This window comes from Paenibacillus tianjinensis (genome assembly GCF_017086365.1).
Taxonomy (GTDB): Bacteria; Bacillota; Bacilli; order Paenibacillales; family Paenibacillaceae; genus Paenibacillus_AQ; species Paenibacillus_AQ tianjinensis.
Window position 1 is genome coordinate 3,059,138 of sequence record NZ_CP070969.1, and the last position, 21,318, is coordinate 3,080,455.

Annotated in this window: 16 protein-coding genes and 1 pseudogene; 14 read left to right on the forward strand and 3 right to left on the reverse strand. The window is 39.0% G+C overall.

The genetic code is table 11. The features are described from left to right. The first annotated feature begins 898 nt into the window (after nt 1-898). Together JRJ22_RS13505 and JRJ22_RS13510 are read left to right on the forward strand one after the other, a co-directional pair. Nucleotides 899-1,276 (forward strand): hypothetical protein, encoded by a 378-nt coding sequence (locus JRJ22_RS13505; protein WP_206104894.1) that lies wholly within the window; start codon nt 899-901, stop codon nt 1,274-1,276. Nucleotides 1,277-1,580: 304 nt separating this feature from the next. Next, nucleotides 1,581-2,168 (forward strand): sigma factor-like helix-turn-helix DNA-binding protein, encoded by a 588-nt coding sequence (locus JRJ22_RS13510; protein ID WP_054940695.1) that lies wholly within the window; start codon nt 1,581-1,583, stop codon nt 2,166-2,168. A gap of 1,058 nt (nt 2,169-3,226) precedes the next feature. Here JRJ22_RS13510 and JRJ22_RS29245 read toward each other — a convergent pair. Then, the gene (locus tag JRJ22_RS29245) at nt 3,227-3,445 is read right to left on the reverse strand and encodes a divalent metal cation transporter (RefSeq protein ID WP_245237352.1); all 219 of its coding nucleotides are present in this window, start codon (nt 3,443-3,445) and stop codon (nt 3,227-3,229) included. Nucleotides 3,446-4,085: 640 nt separating this feature from the next. Between JRJ22_RS29245 and JRJ22_RS13520 the strand changes: the two are divergent. Next, nucleotides 4,086-5,963: pseudogene (locus JRJ22_RS13520) on the forward strand (heavy metal translocating P-type ATPase); the annotation flags it as partial. 613 nt (nt 5,964-6,576) lie between these two features. On the opposite strand, the gene JRJ22_RS13525 reads toward JRJ22_RS13520, so the two are convergent. Continuing rightward, nucleotides 6,577-6,843: a hypothetical protein gene (locus tag JRJ22_RS13525; protein ID WP_148449090.1), complete on the reverse strand. Its 267-nt coding sequence runs from the start codon at nt 6,841-6,843 to the stop codon at nt 6,577-6,579. Nucleotides 6,844-7,122: 279 nt separating this feature from the next. Between JRJ22_RS13525 and JRJ22_RS13530 the strand changes: the two genes are divergently transcribed. From JRJ22_RS13530 to JRJ22_RS13575, 10 genes are all read left to right on the forward strand, one after another. Continuing rightward, the gene (locus tag JRJ22_RS13530) at nt 7,123-7,596 is read left to right on the forward strand and encodes a C40 family peptidase (RefSeq protein WP_054940698.1); all 474 of its coding nucleotides are present in this window, start codon (nt 7,123-7,125) and stop codon (nt 7,594-7,596) included. A 544-nt stretch (nt 7,597-8,140) separates the two neighbouring features. Continuing rightward, nucleotides 8,141-9,088, forward strand: a complete 948-nt coding sequence (gene qoxA, locus JRJ22_RS13535; RefSeq protein WP_054940699.1) for a cytochrome aa3 quinol oxidase subunit II — start codon at nt 8,141-8,143, stop codon at nt 9,086-9,088. Between the two features lie 43 nt (nt 9,089-9,131). After that, nucleotides 9,132-11,081: a cytochrome aa3 quinol oxidase subunit I gene (gene qoxB, locus JRJ22_RS13540; protein ID WP_054940700.1), complete on the forward strand. Its 1,950-nt coding sequence runs from the start codon at nt 9,132-9,134 to the stop codon at nt 11,079-11,081. Further along, on the forward strand, nt 11,078-11,674 hold the full coding sequence (qoxC, locus tag JRJ22_RS13545; protein WP_054940701.1) for a cytochrome aa3 quinol oxidase subunit III: 597 nt from the start codon (nt 11,078-11,080) through the stop codon (nt 11,672-11,674). The genes qoxB and qoxC overlap by 4 nt, the downstream gene beginning before the upstream one ends. Before the next feature lie 2 nt (nt 11,675-11,676). Continuing rightward, nucleotides 11,677-11,961 (forward strand): cytochrome aa3 quinol oxidase subunit IV, encoded by a 285-nt coding sequence (gene qoxD, locus JRJ22_RS13550; RefSeq protein WP_054942081.1) that lies wholly within the window; start codon nt 11,677-11,679, stop codon nt 11,959-11,961. A gap of 101 nt (nt 11,962-12,062) precedes the next feature. Then, nucleotides 12,063-12,488 (forward strand): BlaI/MecI/CopY family transcriptional regulator, encoded by a 426-nt coding sequence (locus JRJ22_RS13555; protein WP_054940702.1) that lies wholly within the window; start codon nt 12,063-12,065, stop codon nt 12,486-12,488. Then, nucleotides 12,485-13,357, forward strand: a complete 873-nt coding sequence (locus JRJ22_RS13560; RefSeq protein WP_054940703.1) for a M56 family metallopeptidase — start codon at nt 12,485-12,487, stop codon at nt 13,355-13,357. The genes JRJ22_RS13555 and JRJ22_RS13560 overlap by 4 nt, the downstream gene beginning before the upstream one ends. 295 nt (nt 13,358-13,652) lie before the next feature. Further along, nucleotides 13,653-15,713, forward strand: a complete 2,061-nt coding sequence (locus tag JRJ22_RS13565) for a DUF5693 family protein (protein ID WP_206104895.1) — start codon at nt 13,653-13,655, stop codon at nt 15,711-15,713. After that, on the forward strand, nt 15,710-16,903 hold the full coding sequence (locus tag JRJ22_RS13570; protein WP_054940706.1) for a murein hydrolase activator EnvC family protein: 1,194 nt from the start codon (nt 15,710-15,712) through the stop codon (nt 16,901-16,903). Before JRJ22_RS13565 ends, JRJ22_RS13570 begins: the two co-directional genes overlap by 4 nt. Nucleotides 16,904-16,949: 46 nt before the next feature. Further along, entirely contained in the window at nt 16,950-17,702 is a 753-nt protein-coding gene (locus JRJ22_RS13575) for a ketopantoate reductase family protein (RefSeq protein ID WP_054940707.1), read from the forward strand. A gap of 125 nt (nt 17,703-17,827) precedes the next feature. Here the strand turns inward: JRJ22_RS13575 and JRJ22_RS13580 are convergent, their stop codons facing one another. Continuing rightward, entirely contained in the window at nt 17,828-18,193 is a 366-nt protein-coding gene (locus JRJ22_RS13580; RefSeq protein WP_054940708.1) for an ArsR/SmtB family transcription factor, read from the reverse strand. A gap of 249 nt (nt 18,194-18,442) precedes the next feature. On the opposite strand from JRJ22_RS13580, the gene JRJ22_RS13585 reads away from it, so the two are divergent. After that, a complete protein-coding gene (locus JRJ22_RS13585; RefSeq protein ID WP_206104896.1) occupies nt 18,443-20,692 on the forward strand; it encodes a heavy metal translocating P-type ATPase in 2,250 nt (749 codons plus the stop codon). Nucleotides 20,693-21,318: the final 626 nt, after the last annotated feature.

Here is a 21,318-nt window from a genome sequence, read left to right on the forward strand (position 1 = left end):
ATCACCCCTCTGCAATCCAATTTAATCAAACTATTTTATGAATGTTTATTGGCATGTATGAATTTACTGTTAATGATCTGCAAGCTGCTGTTGGACAAATTGCCTTTAGCTGTTGGCTTTGAAGATCGATACAATGTGTGGACATTTAACCATATTGCTTCGTGGAGTAGGTAAGATCCTAGGGGATCTATATAGATTGAACTTAAGATATACTCTTTTGGGAGTGTCGCCGTAACTACGGTAAATGTTTGGACTTCCAGCAGCTGTTGTCTCCGGATTTCCTGATTCATACCGCATCTAGCGGATGAAATCCGGAGGGAGGCGGACGCTTTCGCTCTTCCAGTTCCAAAAATTCCCCTCCGTTACTTTGACCTTGAATTAATTCATTAGTTCAATCTATATAGATTCAGCTTCACTAAAGTTAATAAAAATATCGTAACTGAGGTGAGTTATACCAACGGAGCAACAAACATAAATATATTCTGAACATCAAAATATCTCGTGGATCAACTAACTAAACGTTTGTTTAGTGAAATGTATATAATATTTTGAATTTGGATTTTAACTGCCTCAAATGTCCGCATTAAGTTTCCTTCTTGGTGCAACCAACAGCTGTTCTGATACCCTACCGTTTCTACTACGGATCTAGCTGAAATGAAATATCCTTCAGCCAAAGGTCAAGGGGAATCCTGAACATACTGAAGTAGTTACACACGATGATTCTCTAAGCAAAGGTTTTAATTGGTAGTATGTTTCATGTTCTCTAATCCAAGCATCTTCAATCCTATCTGGATAAATTCTGCTTCCTACAAATCAACGGAATTTTGTAGCCCGAATGTTAAAGTGGTAATTTTTTAAATAAATATATTTGTAGATGGTATAGATGGGGGATTGTGTCGTGAGAAGATTGCTTTTCGGGAAACTTGTAATGTCCATGATCATCGTTTTTGTTGTGTTTTTTTTGGTTCCTTTAGTAGTTAGTATTTCTTATGGCAATATCCCATTTCATAAAGATTTTCTCGGTTACCGAATTCAAGGAGCCCCAACATCTGGAATTCCTTTGTTGGGAATCCCAGCAGGCAACACAACAACATCGAACGTTCTATTACCGTCAAACTCTTCGAGTGTAGATCCTTCAGATTATTATCGAAAAAAAGAGATGTCTTTTTGGCATGTGCAAAGGGATTTAGGAGTACTTATCCTGGTAGCGATTCTGGCAATTCTGTTGGACCGTAAATTTGGCAATTGGTTTTTGCGCTGGGTACGAAGAAGATGATTTCCCTTTCTCATTTGCTCTAGAAGGTAATTCGGCATTAACCATTACTTATATTTGTCCTTTTATTTTCGTAAGCACTTGCCGTACTTATGTCCTTCAATAATTGACATTCATGTATCAAAACGAATATAGTGGGGATAATATATGAATAGATGATCACTTGTGATTTTGATGCAGTTTGGAGAAACGGGGAAACGTTGTAGGTAGTAAATGCACAAGTAAACCGAGACGAGAGGTAAAAGGAAATGAGTATATGCTAGCAGGTGCTCTACACTAATCATGGGGGGAGGAAAGGAGGTTTCACATGATGCTGACTCAGAAGATGGAGAGTTATATATTTAAACTTGCAAAGAAAGGAAATCGAAAAGCCTTTGGCGACTTGATTGATATGTATAAGGATTCCGCCTTTACGTTGGTTCATCAGCTAATGAACGATCCCATTGAAGCAGAAAAAATCGTGATCCGCACCTTTCTCTTGTTACACAGCCAATTAAATAATCTTCCTGTTGAGGCAAAGCCTTCTACTGTCATCTATCAATTTTGCATTAAGTTATGTATGGAAAAAATAAAATCCGAAGGAAAACTGGAAAAGGTGCAAGAAAATCAACTTCCATTGCCAGAAATAACCTTGAATATAGATATGCCGGATTTAAAATCAAAGCTGGCCCATTCCATACATGGAATGCCAATAATCCATAAGACTGTTGTGATTTTGAAGTATGTCATGAATTTATCATTGGCGGAAATCAGTGATATTCTGCAGGTGAATACTCAGAATGCTAAAACCTATCTGAGAGATGGCCGTGAGTACCTAAGCCTTCAGTTGAGTTACCAATTGATCCAAAATGAACGAATCAACAAATTTGATGAATGTTTACAATTAGGTTTTTGATCAGTCCAATTCCGTCTGGAACCTGACTCTTGGATCTAAATAAGAATAGTGGTGTTTCAAATGAGTTTCAAACAAAAGTATTTCTTTTTTTATTATACCTTCATTATTCATCCTTTAAAAGGAGATATGGAAAAAGCCAGCAATGGTATATTGAGCTTTATCTTACGGAAGCACGAGAACATTTTTTCGCTGAGACTCGAAAAAATCTATAAAAGTATAAACGAAGTTGAATATGATTTTAACAGGATTGGGAAATGAATTTATCTGACCATTCCACTTTTTTGCCATATCGCTGAATTTAATCAGCTTGTTGGGTACGCGTATTGTCTAGCTCAATAACATATTATCCTTCTATAATAGATGGTTTTGCAGAATGTAATTCAGAAAACACTTAAATGCAGTTTTGTGAATTTATATTCCTCCACTGGCTCAATTTTCTCTGTGCTATAGCTTTGTTTCCTCCTTCCGTACGCGTTCCAAAAAATTCTTCTTAAGTGTTACTTCCAATTTTTTGTGTTATTCCGCATTGCATTTTGGACTTAGTAGATATTTGCGAAGCTTCAGAATCACTTTTTTAGCTATGCCTTTGCGCTTCTCCAGTAATTGCGTTTTGAGTTCTCGGCGTCTTCGAAAGGAGCGCGTCTACGTGATCCCGTCTGACTCTTATCCAACGAATATGAGGAAGTCGAGAGAATTATCTTCTCGGCTAGAAATTGGATGAAGCCGAAACAATTGTAGTCACTTTTGCTGTATGCTCGGAATGCTTAAACTTTAGAAAAATATACTCAACGAGAAGGCGATATTCACTTTCAGTGAATATCGCCTTCTTGTTGCTTATTATAAGGATCACTCGGCATTAATCCGGAAAATATTGTTTTCGTATAGAAATTTGTACAAATCTTAACAGTTAGAAAAATCATTGATAATGAGAGCTTTGGGAGAATGTTTTTTTACGAGGGCAGTGTCTCACCGAGTGTTTGGTAAATGAGAATGAGGTTAAGAAATAATATAATTGCCGCACAAAGGAATGCTGTTACATTAACAATAGGTTTATTAACTTAGATGCCAATGAGATCTTTGCGTCTCGTGAAGTAAATCAAAGTAATAACGGGTGTTGTCAGGATAAGACTTAAGGCGACTTGGCTAATGACTAAAGTTCGTGTTGGATCAAGTCCCAGCGAAACAATAATAACTGCAGGTAACATGGAAATAACACGACGTAGCCAACCGGGGATGGTAAATCGCACAAAACCGTGCATGATGACTTTACCGGACATTGTCCACTTGTGGAGCTTGAAATGCCAGAGGCGAGTAATTTAAAATCAAAAACGCGCTAGCGGCTGCAGATCCGAGTAATGGAGTTAAGATCTAAAAGGCAGATTCTATATTCGCTACTTGAGAGTTCCCTGTTTGATAAAAGATAGCGGCAGCCATTGTCATCATGGAGAGATTTATTAAGCCTGCCAGGACAGAGCAATGACTACTTCCTTTTCTGAACCCAACAAGAAAGCTCTGTTCACTCATTTGCTGGGTGTTTCAATATTCCAATTTTCTTTGCTAAATAACATAATTTCTAGTATAACATGCTTGTTTAATTAATCAGAATGCTATTTTTACCCGAGTTGATGCATGAGCATGTAATCATGAATTTTTCTTGCGAAAAGGGTTAATTTAATTGTATCAATCTAAAGGGGCGTGACGGGTGTGTTGTTATTTGTGGAACCAGATTGCGTCAATTGTGCCATGAAAATCGAAAATGGTGTAAAAAGACCTAAGGTTCAGACTTCGGAAGCAATCACATGACTCAAAAAGTTCGAAGTTTAAAGTGTAACATTGATATTAATGAGAAGGGGGAATGAACGAGTGGATCAAAAAAAAGAGGAACATAAAAAAAAGCACGATGGCGATGGACATGAAGGTCATTCGCATATGAGTGGTAAAGGAAAAAATAAGATTATGATAATTCGTTTGACCGTCGGTGCAGTACTCGCCGCAATTGGAATAATATTCCCATTATCTGGTTGGTGGGAAGTAGTATTATTTTCAATAGCATATCTCGTCATCGGTGGTAATATTGTCCTGCAGGCGATTAAAAATATCCTTCGTGGTCAAGTGTTTGATGAATACTTTTTAATGTCAGTGGCTACAATTGGCGCGTTTGCTATCCAGCAATATCCTGAAGGTGTAGCTGTAATGCTCTTTTACCAAGTAGGGGAGTTATTTCAGAGTATTGCCATTAATCGATCCCGTAAATCCATTAGTGCATTGTTGGATATCAGGCCCGATTATGCAAACTTAAAAATAGGAAACGAAACGAAACGGGTGACGCCAGAAGAGGTTAACATAGGAGATCACATTGTTGTCAAGCCCGGTGAAAAGGTACCATTGGATGGAGTAGTTATTGATGGGAGCTCAGCGGTAGATACATCCGCACTAACCGGTGAATCTATGCCTCGGGAAGTTGAAGTGAAGAGTGAAGTCCTGGGCGGTTTCATTAACAAAAACGGAGTTTTAACTGTGGAAGTGACCAAGCTGTTTGGTGAATCGACAGTATCCAAAATACTGGAACTAGTCGAAAATGCAAGCAGTAAGAAAGCGCCGACTGAGAAATTCATTTCTAAGTTTGCACGTTACTATACACCGGTTGTTGTCATCGTCGCTTTACTTCTGGCGGTTGTACCTCCCCTGGTTTTAAGTGGGGCTACCTTTTCAGATTGGATCTACCGGGCGCTTGTCTTTTTGGTCATATCTTGTCCTTGTGCGCTTGTTGTTTCTATACCGCTGGGTTTTTTTGGAGGGATTGGAGCAGCATCCAAGACAGGTATTCTTGTCAAGGGCAGCAACTACTTGGAAGCCTTAAACAATGTTAAGTATGTTGTATTTGACAAGACAGGAACACTCACTAAGGGAGCCTTTAAAGTTACTGGTATTAATCCTGCCGGAGAATTATCAAAAGACGAACTTCTTGAATACGCGGCATTTGCGGAGCTGCATTCAACTCACCCTATCGCTGAGTCCATACGGGTCGCCTACGGGAAGGAGATCAGGGAAGATCAACTGGAGGGTTATAATGAAATCTCGGGACATGGCATACAAGTAAAGGTTCAGGGGAAAGAGGTCTTAGCCGGTAACATCAAGCTAATGAACAAGTACAGTATATCTTTTGAAACGCCCAATGAGGCAGGAACGGTTATTCATGTTGCAATTGAAAAAAAGTATGCGGGGTATATTGTCATCTCGGATGAAATAAAAGACGATTCCGCAAAGGCCATTCGTTCGTTAAAAGAACTAGGCATAAAGAAAATCGTGATGTTGACAGGGGACGCCAAAGCCGTTGGCGATTCGGTTGGACAGCAGCTAGGTATAGATGAAGTGCATGCAGAGTTACTGCCACAGCATAAAGTGGAAGAGATTGAGAAGTTGATGCAGAGTAAATCGCCTAAAGAAAAAATAATTTTTGTTGGTGACGGTATTAATGATACTCCAGTGTTAGCTCGGGCAGATGTGGGTATAGCCATGGGTGGATTAGGGTCGGATGCCGCTATAGAAGCAGCTGACATTGTCATTATGACAGATGAACCCTCGAAAATCTCGACAGCTATACGAATTGCTAAGAGAACCAGACGGATTGTTTGGCAGAATATCATCTTTGCATTAAGCGTAAAAGCGATATTTTTACTCTTAGGCGCTTTTGGTTTTGCTACTATGTGGGAAGCAGTATTTTCAGATGTAGGCGTGACCGTGATTGCGGTCTTGAATGCCATGCGAATCTTAAGAATGAGCACATCCCGGTGATGTCTCCAATGAAATATATTAACGAGGTAACAACGAGCCGAAGTTTGTTTACAGCTTGGCAGTCCTTGTTCGAGGTTCCCTTTCGCGACATGGATTTGCTGGACCCGACAAGAGGATTTTTTCCAGGCTCCCGCTTTAATTTGGCGCATCCACAGAATGGACAAGTCCCATGAGCTGCGTAGTGCTTTTTAATGAGTAAATAGCGATTTTCGTCTGAAGCCTTCCGGCGTTGCGGCTTTCTTCGGTTCATCTTCATCTGAACCTATGTACGTCGGAGTTTTTCCTCGGTGGAGAGTTCATTTTTTTTGCCTAAATTATCCGGTAAATGCAGCCTGCTAGAAGATTACCATGGGTAGTATAAAGCTTGGTAAGCCTTAAGGCTGCGTGCTTAAAGGTGGGAGAGTAAATATGGTTCTTTTCCGATACATGAAGGATGTTTGGAAGGGCTTCCAACCGGCATATTCATTGTTAAGTTTACATATTTCTATTTTTCTCCATTTCTCTTTCCCCGCTCATTGATTAATCTAGTTAAAACACAAGTAACCCGTAAGTTGGACACTTTTTTAAAGTGTACATCTTATGGGTTACAGTTCAAATATCCCCTCTTACTTTTTTAATGTTTTCCGTGTAGTCCCCAATGGGGTGCTTGAAAGTGTCCGTGATCTTCATGTTTGTCGTAATGGCCAGGGATGCCTACCCAATGGAGTCCATGAGGAACTTCCAGTGTGGGTGGAAATCCTGGTGGATAAACTTCGCCTTCCCCTGCCTTGATAAAACCAATGTGAGCTTGTTCATGTTCGCCAAGGTCAACATGGGCTCCGTGGGCTACAAATTCATAATGCTCTGGGATATGAATATGTTGCCATTCGTGATCTGACATTACTTTTCATTCCTTTCGGTGAATTTAAATACAAAGATATTGTGGGTATAATTGATTGTTTTTATTCACGGGACAATGCTAATACATTTAACCTACTGGTGGAATTCAGATAATCATGTGGTTGAATAGACGTTGACAAAACAAAAAGGAATATACTACAATGTGTAAGGTGACAAAATATTAACAACTTAATGTCATAAACGTAAGATGTCACACCATCGAGAATGTTGTTAGAAGGTGTTTCAGAATATTGGATACGAACTTAGGGAGGGATATTTTTTGAAAAGAATGTTACTATCCTTTTTAGGCGCAACGGTATTGTTTGGTGCCATTGCTACTAGCACATATGCTAATCAAACTATGATTGAGAGTCAGGTAAGCGAGGTAATTGGAACCCCATATAAGTATGGTGGATCTACTACTACGGGTTTTGATTGCTCAGGCTTCATATTACATATTATGGATAATTATAAGCTGGATTTACCGCGGACTTCACAAACACAAGCTAAATCTGGTAGCTACGTGGCAAAAGAAAATCTGCGCATTGGGGATCTGGTTTTCTTTAATACAAATGGTAGAGGAATTTCACATGCGGGTATTTATATGGGGGAAAATAAATTTGCTCACTCTTCAAGTAGTAAGGGAGTAACTATAAGCAGTTTATCTGAAGGATATTACAAGAATAGATATGTGACAGCACGAAGAGTGCTGGGCAAATCCATATTTGATAAGGTCACTAGCGAGATACATTAATTTATTCAGGGGATAGTAAGTTTATATGTAAAATGGAATTGTGTTCTTTATCTTAATTTCAGCTGAGAGCTGCCTCGATCTTTTACAGAGGTAGCTTTTTTAGATATTATCGTAACAGGATATTTCTTAACTGATTACTGAAAATGATTTGAAAAACAGAAGGAGGATGCAATTGGAGATTAAGCATAATATGATGGCCAAGGATTATCATCTAACCTCGATGACAGTCCTTTTTTGTGTTTCGCTAACAGAAAACTTAATAAGAACGATTTATTTATCTTTTCACGTTAAAGGATATGAGATAAATCACTAATTTAATTTGGATAATTCGCATTAAATGTCTAATTTGTGTCTTTTGAATAGTGTTTATGTGTAAAACGTGTGACGAATGAATTTTAATACTACAAATCGTAGTTTTAATTATGTACAATTATTGAGTCACGAAAGTTTTGTATAAAGGCAATGACAAGAGAGTTAATCAACTGAAGTAACTAAGCGACTTTTGTGTAACGTATTTAAAAAATCAAGAGAAAGGTGTGCTCAAATGAAGCTTCGCTGGACAATTATGGCTATTCTACTCGTCTTTTCAGCTTTGTTAACGGGTTGTCAACCACTAAAAGTACTAGATCCTAAAGGGCCCCAAGCTCGAACTACAGCGAATGTAATATGGGTTTCAATTGGAACAATGGCTTTGGTTGTTATTGTTGTAATCATATTGTATGCGTTCATTATAAGGAAGTATCGTGCCTCAAATCAGAATGAGGACTACGAACCACCCTATATTGAAGGTAGTCTAAAACTTGAAATTCTTTGGACAGCGATCCCTGTTTTAATCGTAGCTTTTTTGTCAGTTGTTACTATTGTCTCTACTTTTAAGGTTGAAGCAGTACCCAAGGGGTATTCCAAAGAACCATTAGTGATCTATGCATCATCTTCTAATTGGAAGTGGCATTTCAGTTACCCGGAAGAGGATATTGAAACCGTCAATTATTTGTATATTCCAACAAACAGACCTATTCAATTCAAGTTATATTCTTATGGGCCAATATCAAGCTTCTGGATTCCTCAACTTGGTGGGCAAAAGTATGCGATGGCAGATATGGTCAATACATTAAATTTAGCCGCTGACATTCCCGGAGAGTACACTGGCCGTAATGCAAACTTTACCGGTGAAGGGTTCGCGGAGCAGACGTTTAGTGTTAATGCAGTTCCACCGGAAGAATATGACGAGTGGGTAGATGAAGTGAAAGAGACAGCAAAACCAATCACTGAAGCAAAATTTGATGAGTTATTAGAACCTGGCCATCTAGGACAATCAACATTCACCGGAACCCATTTAGGTTTTTCGCCGCCTCCGGGAAGCCACCATAGTGAGGAGTCTAACACTGCTAATGAAAGCTCAAATGAGTCAACTCAGGGCACAAATGATAGTAATCCAATCAATACGAACATGGAGGGAATGAATCATGGGGATTCAATAATGGGGCAGTAAGAATCCTGGTGTAAATGTTTAATCTTGAGAGGAGCCGAAGAGTATGGATTTTTTCAATCGATTTGCTGTACCCAATCCAAGCCCTACAATTTATGCCTCAATGGTAGCTATCGCTCTTGCTATAATCGCAATCATTGTAAGCTTAACCTATTTTAAAAAATGGGGATACTTATGGAGAGAATGGATAACTACAGTGGACCATAAGCGGATAGGGATTATGTATCTTATATCTGCATTAATCATGTTATTTCGTGGTGGAGCTGATGCCATTATGATGCGTGCCCAGACGGCTGTGCCTGATAATACGCTACTTGGTGCAAAAGAATATAACGAAATCTTTACAACACACGGCGTTGTGATGATTATATTTATGGCTATGGCGTTTATTATGGCTTTAATGAACTTTGCTGTGCCATTGCAGATCGGAGCTCGAGACGTTGCCTTTCCACGACTCAATGCACTGAGTTATTGGTTATATTTCTTTGGGGCTATGTTATTTAACATCTCTTTTGTCATTGGAGGTTCTCCGGATTCGGGATGGTCTTCTTATTTTCCGCTTGCGGGCACTGAATTTAGTGCATCTGTAGGAACAAATTATTATATGCTCGCGCTTCAAATCTCTGGGATAGGGACGTTAATCACAGGGATAAATTTTATCACAACTATTCTAAAAATGAGAGCACCCGGCATGACCTTAATGAAAATGCCAATGTTTACTTGGTCAGCCTTGATTACAAATTTAATCATTGTTTTTGCTTTTCCTGTATTAACCGTGGCACTTGCCATGGGAACGATGGACCGACTTTTTGGAACAAACTTTTTCACAACGACCAATGGCGGTATGGATATGCTTTGGGCTAACTTGTTCTGGGTTTGGGGACATCCTGAAGTATACATTTTAATTTTACCGGCATTTGGTATTTACAGTGAGATTATTTCAACATTTGCACGACGAAACTTATACGGCTACAAATCAATGGTCATCTCTATGGTTGCTATTTCGATCCTTTCCTTTTTAGTCTGGGTTCATCATTTCTTCACAATGGGTCAAGGAGCATTAGTCAACAGTATTTTCTCCGTAACGACAATGGCAATCGCTGTTCCTACCGGAATTAAAATATTCAACTGGTTGTTCACATTGCGAAAAGGAAAAATTGTATTTACTGTGCCTATGCTATATTCCTTGGGGTTTATCCCTATATTCACAATTGGTGGTGTGACAGGGGTTATGTTGGCAATGGCAAGTGCTGACTATCAGTATCACAATACCATGTTCTTGGTGGCTCACTTCCATCTCGTTATTATTCCAGGCGTAGTATTTGCAATGATTGCTGGGCTCACTTATTGGTGGCCTAAAATGTTCGGATTCATGTTGAATGAAAGAATTGGAAAATGGGCGTTTTGGTTTATCTCAATCGGTGTTTGTGTGACATTCTTTCCAATGTTCATCTCTGGATTAAATGGCCAAGCGCGCCGGATGTATACCTATTCGGAATCTACAGGATTTGGTATATGGAACATGATCTCATTTATCGGAGCAATTGGGCTGTTAATAGGGTTCGTTTTAATCGTATATAACATCTATTACAGCACTCGTTACGCATCCAGAGATATACCTGGAGATCCGTGGGATGCTCGTTCTCTCGAATGGGCCTCTTCCACTCCAGTGCCGGAATATAATTTTGCCATCATTCCAACAGTTAATTCTGGTGAAGCATTTTGGGATTACAAGAAAAAGGGCCATAATCTTTTCAATGGTACATTAGAAAAAATTCACATGCCTAATAATAGTGGGCTGCCATTTATTATTGGAGGTATATTTTTTATCTGGGGCTTTGCATTTGTATTTGGGTTGTGGATTTTTGCAACTATTGCCACCGTCGGAATCTTCATTTGTTTAGCCTACCGATCATTTGAACAAGACCATGGTCGATATATCACAGTTGAAGAAATTGAAAAAACTGAACGCAATCGGGGAGGAGTCGGAATATGAAAATTGATCAGTCGCTCCCGCTGGAATATAGTACAGAACAAAATCGTTTGAATATTATGGGTTTTTGGATTTTTCTGGGAGCTGAAATTGCACTTTTTGGGACATTATTCGCCTCTTACTTTACATTAGTTAATCGAACGGGTAATGGACCTACTGGAGCGGATATCTTTGAAATCATTCCTGTAATGACTGAAACCGTTTTGCTTTTAGTAAGTAGTTTTACAATCGGTTTGGGAATTCACGCCATGCGTTTAGGAAGGCAAAAGGCAAGTGTTGTTTTTATAATCATCACTCTATTACTTGGCTTAGGATTTATCGGCGTTGAGATTTATGACTTTATTGTATATATGCATGAAGGTGCGAAGCTTCAAACAAGTGGATTTACAGCTATTTTATTTACGCTATTAGGGACCCATGGCGCGCATGTTGCTTTTGGTTTGGTTTGGGGACTGTTGATAATTATTCAAATTATGAAGCGCGGGTTAACACCTGAAACAACGAATAAAACCTTTATTTTCTCTCTTTATTGGCATTTTCTTGATGTTGTCTGGATTTTCATTTTCAGCTTCGTCTTTTTAAAGGGGATGATGTAATGATGAGGGAACTCTTTCCTCGGAAGCAAATAATGGGTTTAGTATTTTCACTGACTCTTACAGCAGCGGCTTTAACCGTTTATTTCTTTGATCTCTCATTCGCAGTGGGTTCAACGATCCTTCTAATCACAGCATTTTTACAAGCTATTATTCAATTGAGCGTTTTTATGCATGTTGGAGAAGGTGAAGATAAGAAAGCAGTTTATACGGGGTTATACTATGGGGCCTTTGTCGCCCTAGTAACAGTCTTTGGTACGCTTCTAACCCTTATTTGGGGATATTATTAGAAGAATCTATTTATCAGAATGATCTATCTGTCGATATTACTTTCGGGTTATGTCCTCCTCATAATCATGGTAAAATGTAATCAAGAATGGAGGTTGAATTTGTGCAAGTGAAAAAAATTAACTTAAATGAAGAGGGCCTGCACCGGTTCTTTGGCACTCTGGAAACAAAGATTATGGAGATTCTTTGGGTGAAAGGAAAGCTTACCATTAAACAGGTCCATGAGATCATTAATAATGAAAGTCCTATATCACTAAATGCAGTCATGACGGTGATGGTACGGCTATCGGACAAAGGTCACCTGCATAAAGATTCGAGTGGAAAGGGGAGGAATAAAGTCACCTATTTCTCCCCGACGCAAAATAGAGAGCAATTTATTATTGAACAGACCAAAGTGGTCACGGACGGCTTGATAGAAGACTTCGGTTCCTTAATGGTAAGCCATCTTGTCGATAATTTGGATAAAGCTGATCCAGAGTTAATTGATAAATTGGTTCAGAAGCTGGATGAGATGAAAAACCAACCATGAAATATTTAACTCTGAGATTACCTCGCCAAACAAAGCTTGCATTAATCACCTTGGGAATCACCGGTGTATTAGTTATCGTTTTGCTTGGATATAATGTTTTACATCAAATACAGGACGTGCCGATAAAGTCTAATCTCTTGAAAATGATAAGTGCACTAGTTGCAGATACGTTTACTAATCATATTGTTTGGGAACTTGTATTAAATGCCTTAGTCATATTCTCATTGACGGCATTCGGGAAGAATATTATACAGCAAATGAGGTTATATAGGAGCTGGAATCGATACGTAAATGCTTACAGAGACTTGGAAATGTTTAATTCTGTAGTTGCAAAATTTAAGCTGGAGAAGATTCGCTTTGTCATTTTAAATGAAACCAAAATGATAGCCATGACGATTGGGTTCCTAAAGCCGAAAATTGTTCTTTCTTCCTATGTTTTAGAACGATTTGATGAAAATGAACTTGAAGCAATCATTTATCACGAATTATATCATTATAAGTCACGCCATCCCTTACAGTTGTTTATATTAAACGTTGTGGCTGATTGTCTTGCTTTTCTGCCTGTAGTAAAAGAATTGGTCCAACATTATAAGGTCTGGATGGAACTTCTTGCTGATCGCTATTCAATCAAACGGATGGGAAGCGAGGTTCCCATCTCTCATGTATTACTTGCGGTGTTGAAAAATGAACAATTAAAAAATCAGGCTCTTGGAGTTCATTTTGCCAATGAAGCAATAAACTATCGACTTATGCAGCTAATTGAACCAAATAAAAAAATCAACATACCGTTATTCAATTGGAAAAAGTTGACTGCATCTTTATTTATGCTACAGGTAATGCTATCAATCTTTATTTACAGCTGCGTATAAATATTTGTTTTTGTTTGAAAAAGACACTTCTCGCATGTTTTAGTGATCGTCTACACGTTCACTTCATCATACGCAAAAGTGTCTTTTTAAAAACTTTATTGTCCTAATTCATGACAATAATTCTATCTTTTTATATTCCCCCTGCGAAAGTTGAGTTACTTTAATGAATATTGTTTAATGGACTCGATATTTGACAGTTGTACTTCATATTCATTAAACTACTATATGTAGTATAATATTCAACAGGATATAAAGGTGAATACATTGCACAGACTACAATCTGCGCCGAGAAAGTATGGAGGAGTGGCAAATCGATTTGATTAAAAAATGGAATGGCTACATTAAACGGTTATTGTGGATTGCAGTATTTTTGGGTGTAATTGCGGCAATGCCTTTGGGATACTCTAGATGGATGATGGAGAAGACCTCCAAACAAATTGAATTTATTTTTGATTTCCGTGATTTGTTGCAAATAGCTTCATACCAGCCTAACCCAGAAACGTTTGTACAGATGCAACTGGTATCGATGCAAGAAGCAGGCATCACCACAATGTCTGTATACGAGTCAACTTTAAATGATCTGTTACTGGCGGGAAGGCTTAATATTTATAATGAATCACAAGTTGCTTTACTGCAGCAGAACATCCCTATTTCAAATAGGAACTTTACATATGTACTGTTTGCTGGTGAAAAAGAAGAAAACACACTGAGGCCAATTATTAAGAAAAGATTTAATAAAGATAATATTAATGTAAGCAACTGGACCTTCGGTGGACGTTCTGGGTTAATATTAGAAACGTCTATTGAAAATGCTTTGATTAAAACCATGGAACCAGATCCATTGTCATTACAACTGATTCATGATGAAGGATTTAGGATCATACCTCGAATATCCGATCAGGACCGTCCTTTTGATCAAGAGGCTACGGAGAGAATGTTGGCTAATTTTCAAAAGCTTGGGGTAAAGCGAATTCTGTTCGATGGAAATGCTGTAAAAGGGTTTGGCGATCAGATAGAAAAGAGAACGTTATACTCATTTGGGGATTTATTGAATAAATACAACATTGGATTGGCTGCTATTGAAAATCTGAAAAATCCGCAATCAGGATTTGAAACGCTTGCTAATTTAGTAGAATATAACGTAGTGCGATTATATTCGCTGTCGGAAAATGATGCCGCAGCCTTAAAACCGGATGTGATCGCGGACAGGTTTCTACTTGCTGCAAAAGACCGGAATGTTAGAATGTTTTATCTAAACGGTTCGGTAGTTCGTAACCAGGATAAATCTGAAATTACAAATTCGCTGGATAATGTATATAAAGCGATTGCGTCTCCGAATGGTGCCAAGGATAAAATATCATCTGTGGGTTTTTCAACAGGTGAAGCAAAGGAGTTTGAAAGATCCAGTCCTCCTGGGAATAAACTACTGAGAGCAGTTATAGCTTTGGGGGCAGTGGCAATCATTGCATTACTTATAGGTACCTTTTTTCCTGTTTTGCTTTTGCCAGCTTTTTTTCTCGTGCTTTTTGGAAGTGTTGCGCTTTATTTGTATTCTTCTGCACTCGTTGAGCAAGGACTGGCACTTGGCGTAGGAATTAGCACTTCAACATTGGCAATGATTTGGTCGATGAAGCGTGTTGATATATACTCAAGGAAATATGGGAAGCTTCCGCAAGGTTTTAGCATAAAAAGACGTCTTGAAATATCTGTTTTTTTGTTTTTTGTGACAACTTTGATTACTTTACTTTCGACTCCCTTTGTATTCGGATTGCTGAGTGATATTACGTATAATCTGCGTCTCCAGCAGTTTAGAGGAGTAAGTGTGCTCCATACTGCTCCAATTGCACTCGTTTCGCTTTATACAGTTTTTTTTATGAGTCGGTCATCGATAATGAATTTTCAAAAGATACTGCGATCACCAATTACGGTTGTATGGGTTCTGGCGGCATTAGCAATTGGAGCAGTTGGCTATTATTATTTATCCCGCACTGGAAATGGTGGAACAGCCTCTTCGCTCGAAATGCTGCTGCGCGGAACGATGGAACAGTTTTTCGGCGTTCGCCCAAGAACCAAAGAGTTTTTAATTGCGCATCCATTATTACTGCTTGGATTCTTTTTGAGTATAAGGTATCGGGCTGCGAGAGTATTGATCATTATAGGTACGATAGGACAGCTTTCAATTATTGATACGTTTGCCCACTTACATACGCCTCTCTATATTTCCGGCGTTCGTGTTTTACTAGGGCTTGGTTTAGGACTAATTATCGGGTTAATTCTCATAGGGGTCTGGAAATTGATAGAAAAGCGAATTGTCGAGGGCTACAATATATGGATTGGAACGGAGAAATGGAAATGAAGAAATGGATATCTACAATTACAGTTGTCGCTTTAATGGCTCTCATTATTCAACCTGCTCATAGCTATGCTAAGTCGATAAACCAAATCGACAAAGAGTTGGCTCAGCTTCAACAGCAAGCCGAAAATGCTGAAGAAAGGCAAGAAGAATCGGAGAAACAGAAACAGGAAGCTCAGCATTATGTAAATAAAAATCAAGAATATTTGCGGCAGGTGTTGGCCGACATGGAGACTGTGGGATTGGAACTGACTCGCATATCTGCGGATATCGATAAAACGGAAGAGGATTTACGTGACAGTTCGAAAGAATTAGATGAAACCAAGGCGCGAATTGAGGAGCGACAAGATTGGCTGGAATCGCGGATTCGTCTCATGTACATACAGGGGGGAGTTTCTTATTTGGATGTACTGTTATCGTCAACTAGCCTAAGGAATTTTCTGGAGCGAGTCGATGCGTTACAGGCGATTGCAAATCAAGATCGCATGATGTTGGCTGAAGAGAAGAAGGACAAAGAGTTGATTGAGCAGCAACAGCAACAACTGGAAGCAGACTATGCTAAAGTAAAGGGACTGTATGCCAATGCTGAATCACGTAAGAATATTTTGGAACAGAAAGAAGAAGAAAAGCAGCAGCTGATTGTAAAATATAATGCTAATCTAGAGGAGTCAGAGGTTATCTCCGAAGAGCAGGAAGCAGTGGTAGTAGGAATTGCAACGAAACGAGCGGCATTAGAGAAAGAAAAAAATAAGCTGAAAGCAAATATGGTTTATACGTTTTCTGTTGATTCTAAAGGGAATAGTGGATCCATGGCGCTCCCGGTTTCCGGTGCTCGTATATCTTCAAACTTTGGCACCAGGGTACATCCGATTACAGGTGTATTGAAGAAGCACAATGGTGTTGACATGGCAGCTCCCGAAGGAACAGATATTAAAGCGGCGGAAGACGGTGTAGTTATCGTTGCGGAATGGTGGGGAGGATATGGAAACACAGTCATTATTGACCATGGGAATAACCTCTGGACCCTTTACCCTCATATCCGTAACAACGGAATAAAAGTAAAAAAAGGACAAATGGTTAAGCGTGGAGAGAAAATCGCTGAGGTCGGCAGCACAGGTAACTCAACAGGACCACACTTGCATTTTGAAGTTCGTATTGACGGTAAGCCGGTAAACCCGATGCCTTATTTGTAATTTTGAATTTTAAGTGTGGTTAAGATTATGTCGAGGTGAATAGAAAATGAAATTTTTGATATATGGAGCAGGGGTAATTGGCAGTATTTTTGCTGGTAAACTGGCAAGCGTGGGGTATAATGTCACTGTTCTTGCTCGAAATCAAAGATATGAAGATATGACTGCAAATGGTATTATCCTGCAGAATGCTTACTCTGATCGTAAAGAAGTATCGAAGGTCAGGGTTATTGATCATCTTGAACCGAGTGATGTCTACGATTATATCCTAGTCATTATGCAAAAGACGCAGGTCAATTCTGTTTTACCTTATCTAGCAAAAAACCAAAGTGAAAATATTGTTTTTGTCGTCAATAACCCACTTGGATATGATGAATGGTTAAAATGCATTGGGCAGAAAAGATTGATGATCGGATTTCCAGCAGCTGGAGGAGAACTCAAAAATGGGGTTGTGAATTATTTTATTGGAAGAGGCATTGCCCGTGCTTTTCAAACTACAACCTTTGGAGAGTTAGACGGCAAAACAACATCTAGATTAACTGCTCTTGTCAAAGCCTTTAATAGAAGTCATATCCCCACTGTAACAAGTTCTAATATGGATGCTTGGCAAAAAACTCATGTTGCATTAGTTACCAGTATTGCAAATGCCCTATATATACATAAATCAAACAATTATGCGCTATCCAAATCCACTAAGGATATTCAGCTTATGATTCAAGGAATTAAAGAAGGTTTTCAAGTCATTGAGGCTTTAGGGTATAAAGTAACCCCTCGTAAGCTACACTATTTTAAATTAGGCTAAGCAAACATTATTCACCGTTTGAATTAAGCTTCTTGTTCCCTCAAACCTAGGTGGAGTAGGAAACAAGAAACGTTTCATTAAAAAGATTGCTAGAGCTATCGTGTTTGCCGGCCTTATTTGTGTAATTATTCATGTCTTAAATGTTGCAGAGTCTGTTGGAAAATCTGTTCAACATGTGTGTCATGCAGCGAATAAAAGACGGTCTTACCTTCTTTTCGACGTTTTACAATTCGCATGTTTCTTAAAAGTCTTAGCTGATGGGAGACAGCAGATTGTCCCATATCTATTATTACGCTCAAATCATTCACACATAACTCCCTTTGAAGTAAAGCATCTACAATTTTAATTCTTGTGGGGTCACTGAAAGCTTTAAACCAATCAGCCATCTGAGATACTGTAGTTGTATTCATCATTTCTGATTTTACAGAATTAAGATCTTTCTCAAAAGCCAAAGTAGTAACTTTGTCTACCTCATTTGCTGGTCTTTCCATGGTTCACCTTCCTATACCAAAAAAACATAGTTTTTAAAATTATAACATGCTTGTTAAATGAACCTAATATTTATAAAAAAACAAGCCGATCCGTTGAGAGCCCTCCAATCATTTAGTGTTCTGTATTTTAAACTTTAGTATTAGCAACATGCTGAATGATCGTTGACTTGAATAAATAAATAAGCATATAATAAGAATATCACATGAACATATGCTCATACATTACTTTTGTGAAAGGGGATAATTTATTTGGGACAATTAGGTCAATCCAAAGATACGGTAAAACGTGAGTTATTATTAGAAGGATTAGATTGTGCAAACTGTGCATTGAAAATCGAAAATGGCGTAAAAAAAATCCAAGGAGTCTCAGATTGTTCTGTCAATTTCGTAAATAAGACGTTGAGTTTTGAGGCAGATAAAGATCAGAATGAGGAAATTGTATCTGCGGCAACTAAATTAGTTAATAAACTCGAGCCGCATATTGAAGTGAGTATTAAGATGAAAGGCGGCTCTGGGCAAATGCGTGCCAAAGAACAAGCAGGACATAAGCATGCTAGCGATGGGCATGCAGGTCATTCGCATGGCAGTGGCGGACATGAAGGTCATTCGCATGATAGTGACGGGCATGAAGGCCATTCGCATGATGTTGGTAAGGAAAAAATCAGAATAATGTTAATTCGTTTGGCAGTGGGCGCAGTAGTTGCTGGAGTCGGAATGTTAGGTTCATTTTCAGGTTGGTTAGAACTAACTATATTTTTGGTAGCCTATCTCCTCATCGGCGGCGATATTGTGCTTCAAGCTGTTAAGAACATTCTTCGTGGCCAAGTATTTGATGAATACTTCTTAATGTCCGTAGCTACCATTGGCGCATTTGCTATTCAACAATACCCTGAAGGTGTAGCCGTAATGCTCTTTTATCAAGTAGGAGAGCTATTTCAGAGTATTGCCATTAATCGATCCCGTAAATCAATCAGTGCGCTATTGGATATCAGACCCGATTATGCGAACCTAAAAACAGGAAATGATACCAAACGGGTTTCGCCGGAAGAGGTTAACATAGGAGATCATATTGTTGTTAAACCCGGTGAAAAGATACCATTGGATGGAGTAGTCATTGAAGGAAGCTCAGCGGTAGATACATCAGCACTAACCGGTGAGTCTATGCCTCGGGAAGTGGAAGTAAAGAGTGAGGTTCTGGGCGGTTTCATTAACAAAAACGGAGTTATAACAGTGGAAGTGACTAAGCTGTTTGGGGAATCGACGGTATCCAAAATATTGGAACTTGTCGAAAATGCAAGCAGTAAGAAAGCGCCGACTGAAAAATTTATCTCTAAATTTGCGCGTTACTATACACCGGTTGTTGTTATCGTCGCGTTACTTCTGGCGGTTGTACCTCCCCTGGTTTTAAGTGGAGCCACCTTTTCTGATTGGATCTACCGGGCGCTTGTCTTCTTGGTCATATCTTGTCCTTGTGCGCTTGTGGTTTCCATTCCACTGGGCTTTTTTGGAGGAATTGGAGCAGCATCCAAGACAGGAATACTGGTCAAGGGCAGCAATTACTTGGAAGCCTTAAACAATGTTAAATATGTTGTATTTGACAAGACAGGAACACTCACTAAGGGAGCATTTAAAGTTACTAGTATTAACCCTGCCGCAGAATTATCCGAAGATGAACTTCTTGAATATGCTGCTTTCGCAGAACTGCATTCTACTCATCCTATCGCTGAATCCATAAAGGTGGCCTATGGTAAGGAGATCAAGGAAGATCAACTGGACGGATATAATGAAATCTCCGGACATGGGATACAAGTAAATGTTCAAGGTAAAGAGGTCTTAGCAGGTAACATCAAGCTGATGAACAAGTACGGCATTGAAGCGCCCAATGAGTCAGGAACGGTTATTCATGTTGCAATTGAAAAAAAATATGCTGGCTTTATTATCATTTCAGATGAAATAAAGGATGATTCCGCAAAGGCCGTACGTTCGTTGAAAGAATTGGGCATTAAGAAAATCGTTATGCTGACAGGGGACGCAAAGGCGGTTGGCGATTCAGTTGGTAAGCAGCTAGGTATAGATGAAGTGCATGCAGAGCTACTTCCACAGCATAAAGTAGAAGAAATTGAGAAGTTAATGCAGAGTAAATCGCCTAAAGAAAAAATAATTTTTGTTGGTGACGGTATTAATGATACTCCAGTGTTGGCCCGGGCAGATGTGGGTATAGCGATGGGGGGATTAGGGTCGGATGCAGCTATTGAAGCAGCTGACATCGTCATTATGACAGATGAACCTTCGAAAATCTCGACAGCTATTCGAATTGCTAAGAGAACGCGTCGGATTGTTTGGCAGAATATCATCTTTGCTCTGAGTGTAAAGGCTGTATTCTTAATTTTAGGCGCGTTTGGTATCGCCACTATGTGGGAAGCAGTATTTTCAGATGTCGGCGTGACCATGATTGCGGTCCTGAATGCCATGCGAGTATTAAACGTGAGTAAGTCTTAGTCAATTTGCAAGGTCAAAGTAAAGGACATAGGTAAACAAGGGCAACCTAGAGAGTGTGGATATTGTTCGCAGGGGTAGCAAATGTAGAAGTACACGAGTTAAATAGCTGGATAGAAACATGGAGTGTTCTAAACGCCGACAACGGTTCTTGGAACACTCTTTTCTTTATGCTCAAACTAACTACAAACAGACTGAAAAAGCAACCAAGGATGACAAATATCACATATTTATGACGCATTATTCAGTACATTAAAGCAAAAGGTTGATTATGAGAATCATTATCATTTCGTATGATGAAAGTATTGCTTGTACAGTTCAACAGTAGGGGAGGCTTCGGTTGCAAGGTGGATTTTGGCGAACTGGTTTGGCAGTCATTATGCTAATGATGTGATCATTCCAGGTCAAGTTCATGCAGCGGATGACAATTGCCGCAAACTAGTAGATCAAATATAAGACGCTTTTCAGGAAGCACCGGAGACATACGATAAGGTGACGTCACAGAGACTAAGAATCAGGTCAATAATGTGTATTAATGTCGTTTATTATAACGAAAGGCAAAAAGCGGATCAAGGATTTTGAATAAATTTTGTTCGAATGCTGCAGATTGAATAAGTACAGCCGACTGT